Origin of the sequence: Hyphomicrobium sp. (assembly GCF_019744875.1) — a bacterium.
GTDB lineage: Bacteria > Pseudomonadota > Alphaproteobacteria > Rhizobiales > Hyphomicrobiaceae > Hyphomicrobium_C.
The window spans coordinates 331,076-344,592 of record NZ_JAIETU010000005.1; the positions used below are offsets into that span (position 1 = coordinate 331,076).

10 protein-coding genes are annotated in these 13,517 nt (G+C 65.3%); 3 read left to right on the forward strand and 7 right to left on the reverse strand.

The window, feature by feature from the left end; genetic code table 11:
• Nucleotides 1-38 precede the first annotated feature (38 nt).
• Together pdeM and K2Y42_RS11670 are read right to left on the reverse strand one after the other, a co-directional pair.
• Nucleotides 39-779 carry a ligase-associated DNA damage response endonuclease PdeM gene (gene pdeM / locus K2Y42_RS11665; protein WP_291152514.1) on the reverse strand — a complete coding sequence of 247 codons (741 nt, stop codon included), beginning with the start codon at nucleotides 777-779 and terminating at the stop codon, nucleotides 39-41.
• Complete coding sequence (locus K2Y42_RS11670; protein WP_291152515.1) at nucleotides 776-3,403, reverse strand: ligase-associated DNA damage response DEXH box helicase; 2,628 nt, start codon at nucleotides 3,401-3,403, stop codon at nucleotides 776-778. The genes pdeM and K2Y42_RS11670 overlap by 4 nt, the downstream gene beginning before the upstream one ends.
• Before the next feature lie 118 nt (nucleotides 3,404-3,521).
• Between K2Y42_RS11670 and K2Y42_RS11675 the strand changes: the two genes are divergently transcribed.
• Nucleotides 3,522-3,794 carry a DUF6460 domain-containing protein gene (locus tag K2Y42_RS11675; RefSeq protein WP_291152517.1) on the forward strand — a complete coding sequence of 91 codons (273 nt, stop codon included), beginning with the start codon at nucleotides 3,522-3,524 and terminating at the stop codon, nucleotides 3,792-3,794.
• Nucleotides 3,795-3,800: 6 nt separating this feature from the next.
• Here K2Y42_RS11675 and K2Y42_RS11680 read toward each other — a convergent pair whose 3' ends face one another.
• Nucleotides 3,801-4,889, reverse strand: a complete 1,089-nt coding sequence (locus K2Y42_RS11680) for a quinone-dependent dihydroorotate dehydrogenase (RefSeq protein WP_291152519.1) — start codon at nucleotides 4,887-4,889, stop codon at nucleotides 3,801-3,803.
• Nucleotides 4,883-5,239 (reverse strand): DUF952 domain-containing protein, encoded by a 357-nt coding sequence (locus K2Y42_RS11685; RefSeq protein ID WP_291152521.1) that lies wholly within the window; start codon nucleotides 5,237-5,239, stop codon nucleotides 4,883-4,885. Before K2Y42_RS11685 ends, K2Y42_RS11680 begins: the two co-directional genes overlap by 7 nt.
• A gap of 363 nt (nucleotides 5,240-5,602) precedes the next feature.
• On the opposite strand from K2Y42_RS11685, the gene K2Y42_RS11690 reads away from it, so the two are divergent.
• The gene (locus K2Y42_RS11690; protein ID WP_291152524.1) at nucleotides 5,603-7,228 is read left to right on the forward strand and encodes a DUF262 domain-containing HNH endonuclease family protein; all 1,626 of its coding nucleotides are present in this window, start codon (nucleotides 5,603-5,605) and stop codon (nucleotides 7,226-7,228) included.
• A gap of 18 nt (nucleotides 7,229-7,246) precedes the next feature.
• Here K2Y42_RS11690 and K2Y42_RS11695 read toward each other — a convergent pair whose 3' ends face one another.
• Both K2Y42_RS11695 and K2Y42_RS11700 read right to left on the reverse strand, forming a co-directional pair.
• Nucleotides 7,247-8,911, reverse strand: a complete 1,665-nt coding sequence (locus K2Y42_RS11695) for a lysine--tRNA ligase (RefSeq protein ID WP_291152527.1) — start codon at nucleotides 8,909-8,911, stop codon at nucleotides 7,247-7,249.
• A gap of 111 nt (nucleotides 8,912-9,022) precedes the next feature.
• Nucleotides 9,023-10,840 carry a hypothetical protein gene (locus tag K2Y42_RS11700; RefSeq protein WP_291152530.1) on the reverse strand — a complete coding sequence of 606 codons (1,818 nt, stop codon included), beginning with the start codon at nucleotides 10,838-10,840 and terminating at the stop codon, nucleotides 9,023-9,025.
• Nucleotides 10,841-11,792: 952 nt separating this feature from the next.
• Between K2Y42_RS11700 and K2Y42_RS11705 the strand changes: the two genes are divergently transcribed.
• The gene (locus tag K2Y42_RS11705; RefSeq protein WP_291152533.1) at nucleotides 11,793-12,671 is read left to right on the forward strand and encodes an alpha/beta fold hydrolase; all 879 of its coding nucleotides are present in this window, start codon (nucleotides 11,793-11,795) and stop codon (nucleotides 12,669-12,671) included.
• Between the two features lie 132 nt (nucleotides 12,672-12,803).
• On the opposite strand, the gene K2Y42_RS11710 is transcribed toward K2Y42_RS11705, so the two are convergent.
• On the reverse strand, nucleotides 12,804-13,322 hold the full coding sequence (locus tag K2Y42_RS11710) for a DUF2147 domain-containing protein (protein ID WP_291152536.1): 519 nt from the start codon (nucleotides 13,320-13,322) through the stop codon (nucleotides 12,804-12,806).
• Between the last annotated feature and the right edge of the window lie 195 nt (nucleotides 13,323-13,517).

The following is a 13,517-nucleotide window of genomic DNA, read 5'->3' on the forward strand; positions in this document are numbered from 1 at the left end:
TGTGACTTGTCAGTCTTCTTTCAGAAGACTTCTTTCCTTCAGTCTTCTTTCAGAAGACGGGCGGCAATCGGGTAGAGGCCTTCCTGGCCCATGACCAGAACTGACAGACCGTCGTTGCCGAACAGCGGCGCGAAGGCGTCGTCCAGCACATTGAGACCGCCCGCGTAGGTGCCGAAGGCCGGCATGACGAGGCGGTTGCCGTTGGCGACGAAGCACGGACGGCGGATGACGTGGCCGTGGAACGAAACGCGCGCCGCCGGGTGGAGATGGGCCGCGACCTCGTGCGTCACTGGGCTCGCCGTCGGCTCATGGCGGAACGTGATGCCCGAAACGGTGATCTCCGACAGCACACGGCCGCCGAAGCAGGACGCGATCTTCGGATCATGATTGCCGTTCAGCCAGATCCAGGTGCGATCTTCCTGCAGGATGCCAAGCGTTTCGCGATCGCGGACGCTCATGCGGTCGGCGGCTCCGACATCGTGGAAGCTGTCGCCGAGGCAAATCACGGTAGAAGCGGAGTAAGCATCGAGCGTCGCGGCAAGGCGCTCCAGCGTGGCCGCCGTGTCGTAGGGCGGCAGCAGGATGCCTCGCGAGGCGAAGGACGAGCCCTTTTCCAGATGGAGATCGGCGACGATCAACGCGTCTTCGGCGGGCCAATAGAGCGCGCCCGAGACGTCGGCGACAAACGAGCGGCCCGCAATCGAAAGGGGCTGGCGGCTGAATTCGCCCACGTCGAGGCGCTCAGGCTTGAGTTCGAGCCGCTGTGTCGCGCTTCTCACGTGGCCTCCCCGTTCCCCGCCCGCGTCGCGTCCGCGATCAGCTCGGCGGCCGCATCCCGCAGAATATCCTCGCGCGTCACGCCGCCGACCGGCTCAATTCCGATTTCGAGCAGGATCGGGACAGAAAGCGGCGACACGCTCACCAATGGTTGATGCCTGATTCGCCCACGGATGCGGGCCAGGAATTGGCCGAGCCGGACAATATCCAATAGCCCTGTTGCCGCGTCCTCCCATGCCGCTTCGAGCAAAATATGGCCGGGATCGTGGCGGCGGAGCACATTGTAAATCAGGTCCGTGGAGAAGGTGATCTGACGGCCGCTCTTCTCGAGCCCCGGATGGCGGCGCTCGATCAGCCCGGCAATGACGGCCACGGTACGAAACGTGCGGCGCATCAAGGCGCTCTCGGCCAGCCAGGATTCGAGATCGTCGCCCAGCATGTCCTGGGCGAACAGGTCCGCGAGGTCCAGCGTGCCATCCGCGATGTGCTGGCCGAGATCGCCCAGCGCCCAGACGGCAAGGCCGTAGTCGTTGGCGACAAAGCCGAGGGGACGGGCGCCCGCGCGTTCCAGGCGGCGGGTGAGCAGCATGCCGAGCGTCTGGTGCGCAAGGCGGCCCTCGAACGGATAGATGAGCATGAAATGCCGGCCGCGACGCGGAAACGTCTCGATCAGCACGTCATCCACGCCGGGAAGCTGGGAGACGCGCTGCTGGAGCGTCAGCCATTCCGCGACGGGCGTGGGCAGGCCCGACCACTGCTTCGGATCGGCCAGCATGGCGCGGACGCGCCGGGCAAGATGCGTCGACAGCGGAAACTTGCCGCCGGCGTAGCTCGGGATCATGGCGTCGGCGCCCGGCGCGCGGGTGACGTAGGCTTCGGTCTCCTCCATGCCCTCGAAGCGGAGCACCTCGCCGGCGAACACGAACGTCATGCCGGGCGACAACTGCTCGACGAAATATTCCTCCACCTCGCCAAGCACGCGCCCTCCGACCAACGGGCGTGGCGCGCCCGGCTTGCGGGAGCGACGCCGGCCAACCAGGCGCACCTTGATCATCGGCGCTTCGACGATGGTGCCCGCGTTCATGCGGTACTGGCGCGCCAGGGAGGGGTGCGAGAGACGGAGCTTGCCGTCCTCTGTGGGGCGCAGGCGGGCGAAGCGCTCGTAGGCCTTCAAGGCGTAGCCGCCGGTCGAGACGAAATCGACGACGCGATCGAAGCGGTTGCGCGTGAGCCCGGCATAGGGCGTCGCGGCGCGCACCTCGCGATACAGCGCATCCGGATCGAACGGGCCGTTGCACGCCGTGCCCATGACGTGCTGGGCGAGCACGTCGAGGGCGCCGGACCTGGAAATGGTCGTGTCCTGCTCACCGGCCTTGGCGGCATCGAGCGCGGCGCGGCACTCCAGCACCTCGAAGCGGTTGGCGGGAACGAGCAACGCGGTTGAAGGATCGTCGAGGCGATGGTTGGCGCGGCCGATGCGCTGCGTCAGCCGCGAGGCGCCCTTCGGCGCGCCGACATTGACCACGAGATCGACGTCGCCCCAGTCGATGCCGAGGTCGAGGGTGGAGGTGGCGACGACGGCGCGCAGGCGGCCTTCCGTCATGGCCTGCTCCACCTTCTGGCGGCGCGTCTTGTCGAGCGAGCCGTGATGGAGCGCGATGGGGAGAGACGCCTCGTTGAGCTTCCACAGCTCCTGAAACACGAGCTCCGCCTGCATGCGCGTGTTGACGAACACCAGCGTCGTGCGGTGGGCGGCGATGGCGCGGTAGATCTCGTGCATGGCGTAGCGGGCCGAGTGGCCGCCCCAGGGCACCGGCTCCTCGATTTCCAGGATCTCGATGACCGGGGCGGCGCCGCCGCGCGCCACCACCAGGTCGGCCATCGTGCGCCGGTCGTCCGGCTGGGTTTGCGGCATGAGGTAGCTAAGGAGCTCGCTCGGGCGGGCGACCGTCGCCGACAAGCCGATGGTCATCAGGCCGGGAGAGAGGGTGTGAAGTCGGGCCAGTCCGAGCGACAGCAGGTCGCCGCGCTTCGACGGCGCAAGGGCATGCAGCTCGTCGAGAATGATGGTGTCGAGCGAACCGAAGACATAGGACGCGTCCGGGCTCGCCAGCATCAGGGCGATCTGCTCCGGCGTCGTCAGCAGGATGTGGGGCGGGCGCGCGCGCTGGCGGGCGCGGCGGGCGACGCTGGTATCGCCGGAGCGGGTCTCGATGGAGACGCGCAGGCCCATTTCCGTGATGGGGGCCACGAGATTGCGGGCGATGTCCTCGGCCAGCGCCTTCAGCGGCGAGATGTAGAGCGTGTGGAGGCCGCTCCCGGCGTCGTTGGACCGGCGGCGCGGCTGCTTTTCAAGGGCGACGAGGGTGGGCAGGAAGCCCGCGAGCGTTTTGCCCGCGCCGGTGGGCGCGACCAGCAGCGTCGAGCGCCGCTCCTCGGCCTTGGCCAGCAAGGCGAGCTGATGGGCGCGCGGGCTCCATCCCCGGCGTGCAAACCAGGCGTCGAACGGGGCCGGAAGCGCCGCCTCGACGGCGCGCGGGGACGCCGCCTCGTCAGCGGGCCGCCGTGCGGCGCGCCGCCTGGGATCGGCCGATACCCGTTTTGCCTTCTCCCTTACGCCTCGCACGCGTCTCAGACTTCCTTCGCGGCCGGACGGCCCCTATGTTAAAGGGGCTTTGGCCGTTCGATTTTCACCGCGAGAGCTGGCCCTTCGAGCCGACCCGCAATTGATGGATCCCGACTGCATGGACCGTAACACGATTTTCGGCGGAAACCCGTTCGGGGTGCTGCTTCGCCTCGCGCTGATTTCGATCGTGGTCGGGATCGTGATGAAGGCGCTCGGCATCGACCTCGGCAATTTCTTCCAGCGCATCAACGAGCTGTTGCGCAACATCTACGACCTCGGGTTTGGGGCTATCGAGTGGATCGTCGAGTACATGCTGCTCGGCGCGCTGGTGGTGGTGCCGATCTGGCTGATCGCGCGGCTCGCGGGCGCATCGCGGTCGAAGTCGGAGTAGGCGCGCCTAATCCAGCGGTCTGGCGGCCCACTCGTCGGCGCGCGTGCCGGTGAGCTGGCCGATGGAGGCGACGCCTCGGTCGGCGCAGGCTTTGGCGAGATGGGCGTGGATGCGGGCGATCAGCCCCGGGCCCTCGTAGATCAACCCCGTATAGAGCTGCAGCAGCATTGCTCCAGCCTCGATCTTGGCGAGCGCGGCTTCGCCGCTGTCGATGCCGCCGATGCCGATCAGCGGCACCCGGCCCTCTGTCGCCCGGAACACCCGCGCGAGCATGACCGTGGCACGATGAAACAGCGGACGGCCGGACAATCCGCCCGCCTCAGCCGCCGTTTGGCCGGACACGCCGGGACGGGCGATAGTGGTATTCGAGACGGCAATGCCGTCGACGCGATGGGCCATGAGCGCGGCGGCGATCTCGGCGACGTCGCCATCGGCGATGTCGGGCGCGAGCTTGACGACGATGGGTCGGCTCGGATGTCCTTCCGCGATCTTGGCGTCCCGCGCAGCCATGATGCGCGACAGCAGCGCCTCCAGCGCCTCGGGCGACTGGAGATCGCGCAGGCCCGGTGTGTTGGGCGACGAGATGTTGACCGTGAAATAGCTGGCGACGTCGTAGAAGGCATCGAGCCCCGCGACGTAGTCCGCGATGCGGTCGGCGCTGTCCTTGTTGGCGCCGATATTGATGCCGACGATGCCGCGGCGGGGGCGCGCGCGAAGACGCTCGAGCGCGGCCGCGTGGCCTGCGTTGTTGAAGCCGAGGCGGTTAATCACCGCGCCCTCGGACGGCAGCCTGAACACGCGCGGGGCGGGATTGCCCGGCTGCGCCTTCGGCGTGGTGGTGCCAATTTCCGCGAAACCACATCCGAGCCCCAGCACCGCATCCGGCACGCGGGCGTCCTTATCGAAACCGGCCGCGATACCTAAGGGATTTGGGAACGCCATGCCCCAGAGCGCCACCTCCAGCGAGCGGGCCGGGGCCGATGGCGGACGAGGGTAAACGCCGAGCTCAAGGCCGCGCAGCGTCAGCTCGTGCGCCACCTCCGGCTCGAAAGCGAGCAGCATGGGCCGGGCGAGATTTGAGAGCGCGTTCAGCACGCCAGCATGTCCTGCGGGATGATCGGCGCGCCGTCGGGCGCGAGCGTCACCGGCTTCTCCCACAGCGCGAGCGCCGTCGGCAAGGGCGTATAGAGATGCGGGAAGAGATCGCCTCCGCGGGCGGGCTCCCAAACCAAACCGGGAAGCGCCTGCTCGTCGAACGCAACCAGCAGGATGTTCTCTCGCCCCCTATAGTACTTTTCCGCTGTCGCACGGACCTGATGCGGCGCGGATAAATGAATGTAGCCATCGCGCGCGTCGTCGGGCGAGCCCTTGAACGCGCCGTCCCGGCACGCCTCGGCCCAGGCCTCGCGGGCTACAAGCTTGAACACGATTTTCTCTGCGCGCATTCCGTTTCACTCTCTGCCGGCCGTCGCGTTTTGTTCGACACATGTCGATGCGCTTTCGTCGTATCGGGAATTTATATCCTCGTGCCGACGCATACGTTTCGTATACACTGAGCTCGGCTAAGCGCAATTTTCGGCGCTTCGATCGACAGCTTTTTTACGCGGTGGATTTTCAGCGCTGACGTGGGCGTGCGCTCGCCCTGCATTTTGTCTCATGCCCTGCCTCATCGCTCTGCGTTTGATTGTGGCGGCGCCCGATGCGACCGCCGGCCGGAGGATCACGACCGAACGACACTCGAAACGACCAACACTCGAACGACCAAGCCACGATCTACCACGAGCGACCAAGCCAAGGGCGTCCCTAGCGTGCACGAACGGATTTCAGTCAGCGTTGTTACGCTCGGTACTTTGTTTTCGGAAGCTTACCAGTTCAAGCTCCCCTACTTCCAGCGCGCCTATGCGTGGCAGACCGCCGAAATCGGACGGCTGCTGACCGACATCGTGGCGGCCATGCTGCGAGACGACGGACAGCGCGGCTACTTTCTCGGCAAACTCTCGGTTGCGAAAAAAAAGGGCGAGCCGGAAACCGCCCTGGTGGACGGGCATCAGCGCGTTATGTCGCTCACGATCCTGTTTGCGGTGCTGCGCGACCTCGAAAGCGATCCCCGCCGGCAGGAGCTGTTGAGCAGCTTCATTCGCGGCGAGACGCTACGTCTCACGCCGCAGGACGCGATGGCGCTGACCTGCGAACGCTTCGTGCAGGCGCCCGGCGCGACGTCTCTCGACTTCGACGAGGATCGCGACACCCTGTCCGAGACCGAGCGCAACGTGATCGACAACCGCGATCATCTCAAGGCGGAGCTCTCGTCCAGCGACTACACACCGGAAATGCGCCACGCGCTCGTCACCTACCTGGCCGAGAGATGCTGCGTCATCGTCTCGTCGGTCGAGGATGTCGAAGAAGCGTGGCATTTCCTCAAGACCGAGGAAGAGACGCGGGTCGATTTCAGCAAGGCGGACCGGGCGAAATTCCACCTGTTCGCCATCGCGCGGCCCGAAGAGCGCAACGAATGCCAGGCGATCTGGAGTGCGTGCGAGGCGTCGATCGGCGCCGAGGACATGCACGCCCTGCTCGGACACTTGCGGACGCTGAAAAAGCGCAAGATGAGCGGAAAGCCGATCGAAAGCGACATCGCCGAAAGCTATGCCTTCAACAAACCCGGCGCCTGCCTTTCGTTTCTACGCAACGGCCTTCAACCGGCAGCGGAGCAGCTCGCCAATCTGCGACGGGGGGCCGACGTGACGATCCGCCCCCACACGGAGCGCCTGAGCTGGATCGACCCTCAGCTCTGGGTTCCCGCCGCGCTGCTCTGGTTGCAGCGCCCGCGCGCCGAGGCGCAGACGGCGCTGTTCTTCAAGCGCCTCGACCGGCTCGTCTGGATGATGAAGATCGCGGGCTTCGATCCGACGAAGCAGTCCAACCGGATCATCGACCTGCTCGGCGAAATCGACAGAACCGACGATGTCGTGAAGATGCGCGCGCTCGACGTGACGGGCGCGCTGCGCACTGCCGCGCTGGCCAACCTGCGCAGCACGACGTTCGACCAGAAGCATTATTGCGGACGCGTGCTCCGGCGCATCTGTCTCAACCTCGGACAGGATCCCGGGCCGATCGAAAAGAATACGCTCACGCTCGAGCATGTGCTGCCGCGCAGCTATTCGGCGAAAAACGGCTGGGTCGATGCGTTTCCGAACGCGAGAGCCGTCCACCAGTATTCTCACCGGCTCGGCAATCTGGCGCTGCTGTCGCCCGCCGAGAACCAGGCGGCTGCCTCGCTCGACTGGGAGAGGAAGCGGCAGATCCTCTCGCGTTCGAATTGCGTGCTATCGCGCCAGCTTGCCGACACCCCGGTCTGGTCGCCGGCACGCATCGTCGAGCGCACCGAGGAGATGATCGGCGTCCTGTGCAGCGAATGGGAGATCAAGCCCTAGGCTGCGCGCCGCCGTCGATTACGACGCCTTTTCTTCCGCCGCAACCAGCTCGCCATTGAGGGCGGACGCGATCAGCGCACGCGTCTCGGCTACGCCATAGAGCGCGATGAACGAGCCGAAACGCGGCCCTTTGCTTTCGCCAAGCAGGATCTCGTAGATGCTGTTGAACCAGGCATTCGAGACGCCGGGCTTTTCGGGCGTGGCGTTCTTGGCCTCGAAATCCTGATAGCGCGGCACGGCGCGGCCGACGTCGTAGATGATCGCCTGCAGGTCCTCGGCGCTCGCGCCGGATGGCGCCTTGGCGAGCGCGTCCGACAAGGCCGTGAGGGCGGCCCGTTCCACCTCGTCGGCGGCGCGATGGCGCTTCTTCGGCTTCACGAAGTCGGTGTAGTAGCGCACAGCGTAGCCGGCGAGTTGATCGAGCAACGGCGAGGCTTCCGGGCTCGTGCCCGGGAAGTGCCGCTTGATGAAGCCCCAGAGCACGGACTTGTCCTCGGCGTTCGAAGCCGCCACCAGATTGAGCAGCAGGGCGAACGTCACCGGCAGCTCGGTTGCGGGCGGGGTGCCGCCATGGATGTGCCACACGCCGTTGTCGAGCTTGGCCTTGCCTTCCTGCCACGGATAGGCCGCGAGCAACTGCAGGTATTCGTCGACGGCGCGCGGAATGACGTCGAAATAGAGCTTCTTGGCGCTGCGGGGCTTCTGGAACATGAACAGCGCAAGGCTTTCCGGCGAGGCGTAGGTCAGCCACTCGTCGATCGTGAGGCCATTGCCCTTGGACTTCGAGATCTTCTCGCCGTTCTCATCGAGGAACAGCTCGTAGACATAGTGCTCGGGGGGCGTGCCGCCCAGAACCTGACAGATCTTGTCGTAGATCGGCGCGTTGGTCTGGTGGTCCTTGCCGAACATCTCGAAATCAACGCCCAACGCGGCCCAGCGCGCGCCGAAATCCGGCTTCCACTGCAGCTTCACGTTTCCGCCGGTGACCGGCAGCGTCACGTCGCGGCCGTCCTCGTCGGCGAAGGTGACGGTGCCGTCCTTGGCGTTCACCTCCTTCATCGGCACGTAGAGCACGCGGCCGCTGATCGGCGAGATGGGCAGGAAGGGACTGTAGGTTGCCTGGCGCTCGGCGCCGAGGGTCGGCAGCATCACGTCCATGATCGCCTGATAGCGCTCGGCGGCGCGCAGCAGCACCTCGTCGAAGCGGCCGGACTTATAAAATTCGGTGGCGCTCGCGAACTCGTAGTCGAACCCGAAGGTATCGAGGAAGCGGCGGAGCATCGCGTTGTTGTGATGACCGAAGCTCGGATAGTCGCCGCCGAACGGATTGGGCACCGCCGTCAGCGGCATCTGCAGGTAGGGCTCGAGCGCGGCGCGATCGGGGACGTTGTCCGGGATCTTGCGCATGCCGTCCATGTCGTCCGAGAAGCAGAGCAGCCGCGTCTTGATCTGGCCGCCCGTCAGCGCCTCGAATGCGCGGCGAACCATCGTCGTGCGCGCGACCTCGCCGAACGTTCCGATATGCGGCAGGCCCGACGGGCCATAGCCGGTCTCGAACAGAACGGTCCCGTCGAAGCCTTTGCGCTTCTCGATGCGCTTGATCAGACGGCGCGCTTCCTCGAAGGGCCATGCCCTTGCGTCCGCCAGGGCGGAGAGGACTGAATCGCTTGCGGCGTCGGACATCGGGAAGGCCTTCGAGTTTGGCGGCAAATCAATGGAGCGCGCAACGTATGGGGCAGGGCATGGCGCGTCAATTGCGGGCGATCCGGCCGCAACATCCCGCTGGCATTTCGCTCAGGCGGGCGTTTGGGCGGGGCCGGCCGGGTGGCGTGGCCGGCGCGGGCGGAAGAGGCGACGCACGAGAAGCAGGACAAAGAGCATCGCCACGCCGAGACCGGCGACCACAACGGGATGCTTCTCCCAAATCAGGATCGGCGCGATCTGCCCCTCCCATGCGGCCTTCGCGTCCTCGATGATGGCGGTCGCGCCGCCGCTGCCGTCGCGCAGCAGCATGTCGACGGCCCGGGCCTGATCCCGGCTGGCCAGAACGGCGTTGCGGACGCGCGGTCCGGCCAGGTCCTGCATCTTGCCGGGCGTGGCGGCCAGCGCGGCCAGGATGCGGCCGCGCGTCTGAGGGTCGAGCCCATCGAGGTAGCGAGAGAGCGCGTCCAGCTCGGCCTGGGAGAAGCTCGCGGCCAGACGCTTGAGATCGATGGCGGGAAGCTCGAGCAGCCGGTCGCGCGCTTCGGGCGTCAGCGACGCGAGCCGCGTGATCGCGACATGATCTTCGATGGCGAGCAGCTTGCCCAACGTCGGGCGCGTGAAGCCTTGCGGGTCGGCGTGCCGATAGATCTCGTGCTCGATCACCTTGGGAAGCTGCTCGCCCGCCAAGGCCTGCCAGCCGAGCGCCGCATCGAGCGAACGCGTGTCGCGCGCAATTGTCATCGACGTTTCGGGCAGGAAGCGGACGGCCTCGTTGAGCGTGCCGTCTTCGAGCCGCTGCAGCACGCCGGCCTCGCCGCCGGAGGCCAGCACGAGGGCCACGACCTCGTCGAGGCGCGCCAACTGCTCGGGCTTCACGGTATCCAGGAACTTGCGGAATGCGTCATTCTTCGCGGCGAGTTCGAGCGCGGCCTGATGCGCCTTGCGGAACGTCTGCCAGATTTCCATGACGCGATCGGCCGACTTGGCGGCGATCTCGTTCAGGTGCGTGCCGATCTGCTCGCCGATCGACTTCGCGATCTCGTCCTTGACCATGCCCTTCGTTGCATCTGACTTCATTTCGTCGGCAATGATGGGCAGTACGCCATTGCGCAGCTCCCAGATGTCCTTGGCAACGAGTACGAGGCCGACGCCTCCCGCGGCGACCGACACCAGCCGCGCGACGATGCTGCCGGCCAGGCGCTGGCCGAGGCGGGCGGCGATGTTGGCGAGCTGGCGGCGCACGAGCAGCAGGGCGGCGCCCGCTATGCCGTCCCTGGATTGGGAGACGACCGCGCCCGACGAGATCGGCGCGCGCCCAGCCGACGCCTTGACGCCGAAATCGTGCTCGACGTCGGCCGATACGACGCCGGTGACTGTCGAGCCGTAGCGGTCGCCGAGAAACGCCCGCAGGCATTCGAGCGAGGGCGCGATGGCGTCTGTGCTCGCAAGCTCCAGCGTGCGGCCGACATCGTTGCCCACTCCCGTGACGAGGCTTTCGATGGCGGTCTTCATCTCGTCCGAGCGATAGACGCGCTCGGCAACGGCGGTCGAGATCTCCTGGGCCTTCTCGGAATTGATGAGCGTCTGGGCAAGGCCCGCCCAGCTCGTTTCGCTGCGGACCTCTTCGATCGCCTTGTCGACGCGCTTGGCGAGAACGCCGTCCATGCCCTGGCGGCGCCACTGTGCGTCGACGAGCGCGCGATAATCTACGGTCTTGAGCCCCTCCTGCAGGGTTTTGAGGGACAGGGTCTCGATGGCGCGGCGAAACCCGGCTTCGTCGGCGGCCTGGCAGGCTTCATAGTCGGCGCGCGTCATGGGTGTGGCGGCGAACGCCGCCGGGATGACGTCTCGTGCGCCAATGGCCAATACGAGGATCGCCGTGCAGGCGGGACGCAGATACCCGGTCAACGACAACTCCACGTCCTCATGGCTGCAGCCCCGTATTCCGGACGGGTTGCCCCGCTTTCCGGGCGGGTTGCCCCCTCTGGCCGCGAACTGCGGCCGCCGATCCAACACCGGTTCCGTTCACTATAATCTCTTGGACTTTTTGGGCACAGTGACATTTCAGAAAGTCTTGCTGTGTCGCCGTGCCGTCACCTCTGCGGTGAGGCAGCCACGGGGGCGGCACCCCGGGGCCACGCACGAGGATGCAAACGTGCAACGTGTGCCATATGCGCTCCTACAATGGCAGGGTGCGGCAATCTGGCAGGCGCCCTAAAAATAGGCCGATGCGCCGTTCAATCGGCCGAGAAAAATTAGAAAATCCAAACCCATTCGCGTTCGATTTTCGGCCCGCCGCCAACCGATGATCAGCCTACGCTTGCGATGCCCAGTCACATTTTCGCCATCCCGAGGGACGACCACCCCAACCGGTGCCGCGCCACTGGTCGGCACCTACTCGGCAAGTTGAGAAGTCACTCGAATGTGACACTGCAAATGCAGATGTAATTTGCCGACTTAACGTTGCGACCGATAGCCCCATAGTCAACCCTGGTGCGGGAGTTGCAGGTAGTGACCGACGGGGATGGCGGGGCCTTTAAGGTCGACCTGCCGAGCCGCCGGAGCGGTCGCGGACCAAAGGCGGCGAATTCAAACCTTTGAATTCAATTCTCGTCGCCAGCGACATGGTAAAGGCCGGGGTTAAGACCGGGCGGTGCCGTGTGGAACTTCACGGGCTGCTTAACGGAGCTACACTTCGATTACTCTTCTGGCGCAACGATAATAAGGGCTGCTTCGAAGGAAATTAAAGATTGCATTTCGTATGCGTGATTAATGAGATGGCAACTCTCTGCTTGGCATCTCCCAATTAATCGGCTTTATTTCCTTTCGGCGGGTCACACAGCGGGTAAGTCCTAACTGCATGAATAAGAAAGAAAAATTCAATGCCTTTCGGGGCAGCTTGGTTATTCCGGGCGGCCGCGTGGGCGTGCTTTTGGTGCATAGCCTCGGCGGAAATCCCGTCGAATTGAGGTTCGTGGCGCAGGGCATTGCTCGCCTCGGCCACACCGTTTATTGCCCGCTCGTTCCGGGACTTGGCGGCGGTACGGACACGTCTGGGCTGTCGTCCTGGCAGGATTGGTATTCGGCGCTCGAACAGGCGCACGACGAACTCAAAGCGCATTGCGACGTCGTCATCGTCGGCGGTCTTTCCGCGGGCTCGATGCTTGCGCTGCGGCTCGCCCGCGAGCGCGCAAAGGATGTCGATGGTCTGCTGCTGTTTGCGCCCACGATCTGGCCGAACGGCTGGGCCATTCCGATGCACTTCATCTTCTTCAAGCTCGTCTACCACAAGTGGGTTGCCTCGCTCATGCGCCTGCAGCAGCGCGCGCCCTACGGCATCAAGGACGAGCGCATCCGCAAGTTCGTGATCGACAGCTTCAAGAGCGAGGGACGTCCGCTCGAGGATCTGTTCGGCCGCGGCGGCGGGCTGGTTTGGGAATTCAAGGCGCTGGCGCGCGATGTGCGCCGCAGGCTCGGCGAGATCACGCAGCACGCGTGCGTGTTTCATCCGCGCTTCGACGATCAGAGCGATCTTTCGAACGCGTTCAAGCTGCAGCGCAAGCTCGGCGGGACGGTCGAAGTGACGGTGCTCGACGACAGCTATCACATGGTGACGCTGGACCGTCAGCGCTCGCTCGTCGTCGACCGCACGGTCGAGTTCGTTCAGCGCCTGACGCGCGGCATCGAGGAAAAGGCCGCGGTTTCGCGCCTTGTGAAAGGTTCGGGCGTGGCTGAGTAAGCCGCCCGCCGTTCTCGGTTTCAACGTTTGCGCATAAAAAAGCCGGCCGGTACGCAATGTACCGGCCGGTTTTGTTTTTCATTGATCGGCGCTTGCGGCCAGCGCGCGAATTCTCCGGCCGCGACAGCCCTTTTACTGGGCCGGCGGCGGGGCACCTTCACAGCGCGGCAGATCGGCCGGTGCGCGACGCCAGGCGAACGACTTGCCGAGCATCTTCACGCCGAGATAGCCGGTGACGGTCAACTGATCCTTGGCGGCCAGCACGAGGGCGGAGCTGTACTGCTTGCCGGTTTTCGGATCGTAGATCCAGCCGCCGTCGAACCCGCCGTCGCTCATCAGGCCGAGGTTGCCGAGGATCTGCAGACCGCAAATCGGGCGCGCCTGATTTTCCGGCTTGGGATTGTAGCGGTCGTGCTTCGGCACGCCTTCGGCGTTCAAGGGATCCTTGAGCCAGACGATGCGGCCGCAGAGGCGGTTCGCGTTGTCGGCGCAGATGTAAACCTCAACGGCGCCCTCGCCGCTGTCGTTGTACCAGACGCCGAGTTCCGGGCGTGCGGCCTGGCTGGATGTGGACATCGCGACCAGTCCGACGAAAAGCGCCGGAAGGGCGCGCGCGACGGGACGGGCGAAGGCGAGCAATCTCTGTCTCATGTGGGGGGACCTGATGTGGGGACCTAATGGCTAATCGGGCGGCTTCACTGAACACGCCTGCGCCGAACGGTGTCCCTTCGTCGCAGGAAGCCTACACTGCAATCAAAAGCGGCAAAAACACGAGTAATGCGTTATCGGACAAGTGCCCCAGGACATCAAGGGGCGGCGGGCGCTTACCATTTTTCTACCCCAGGA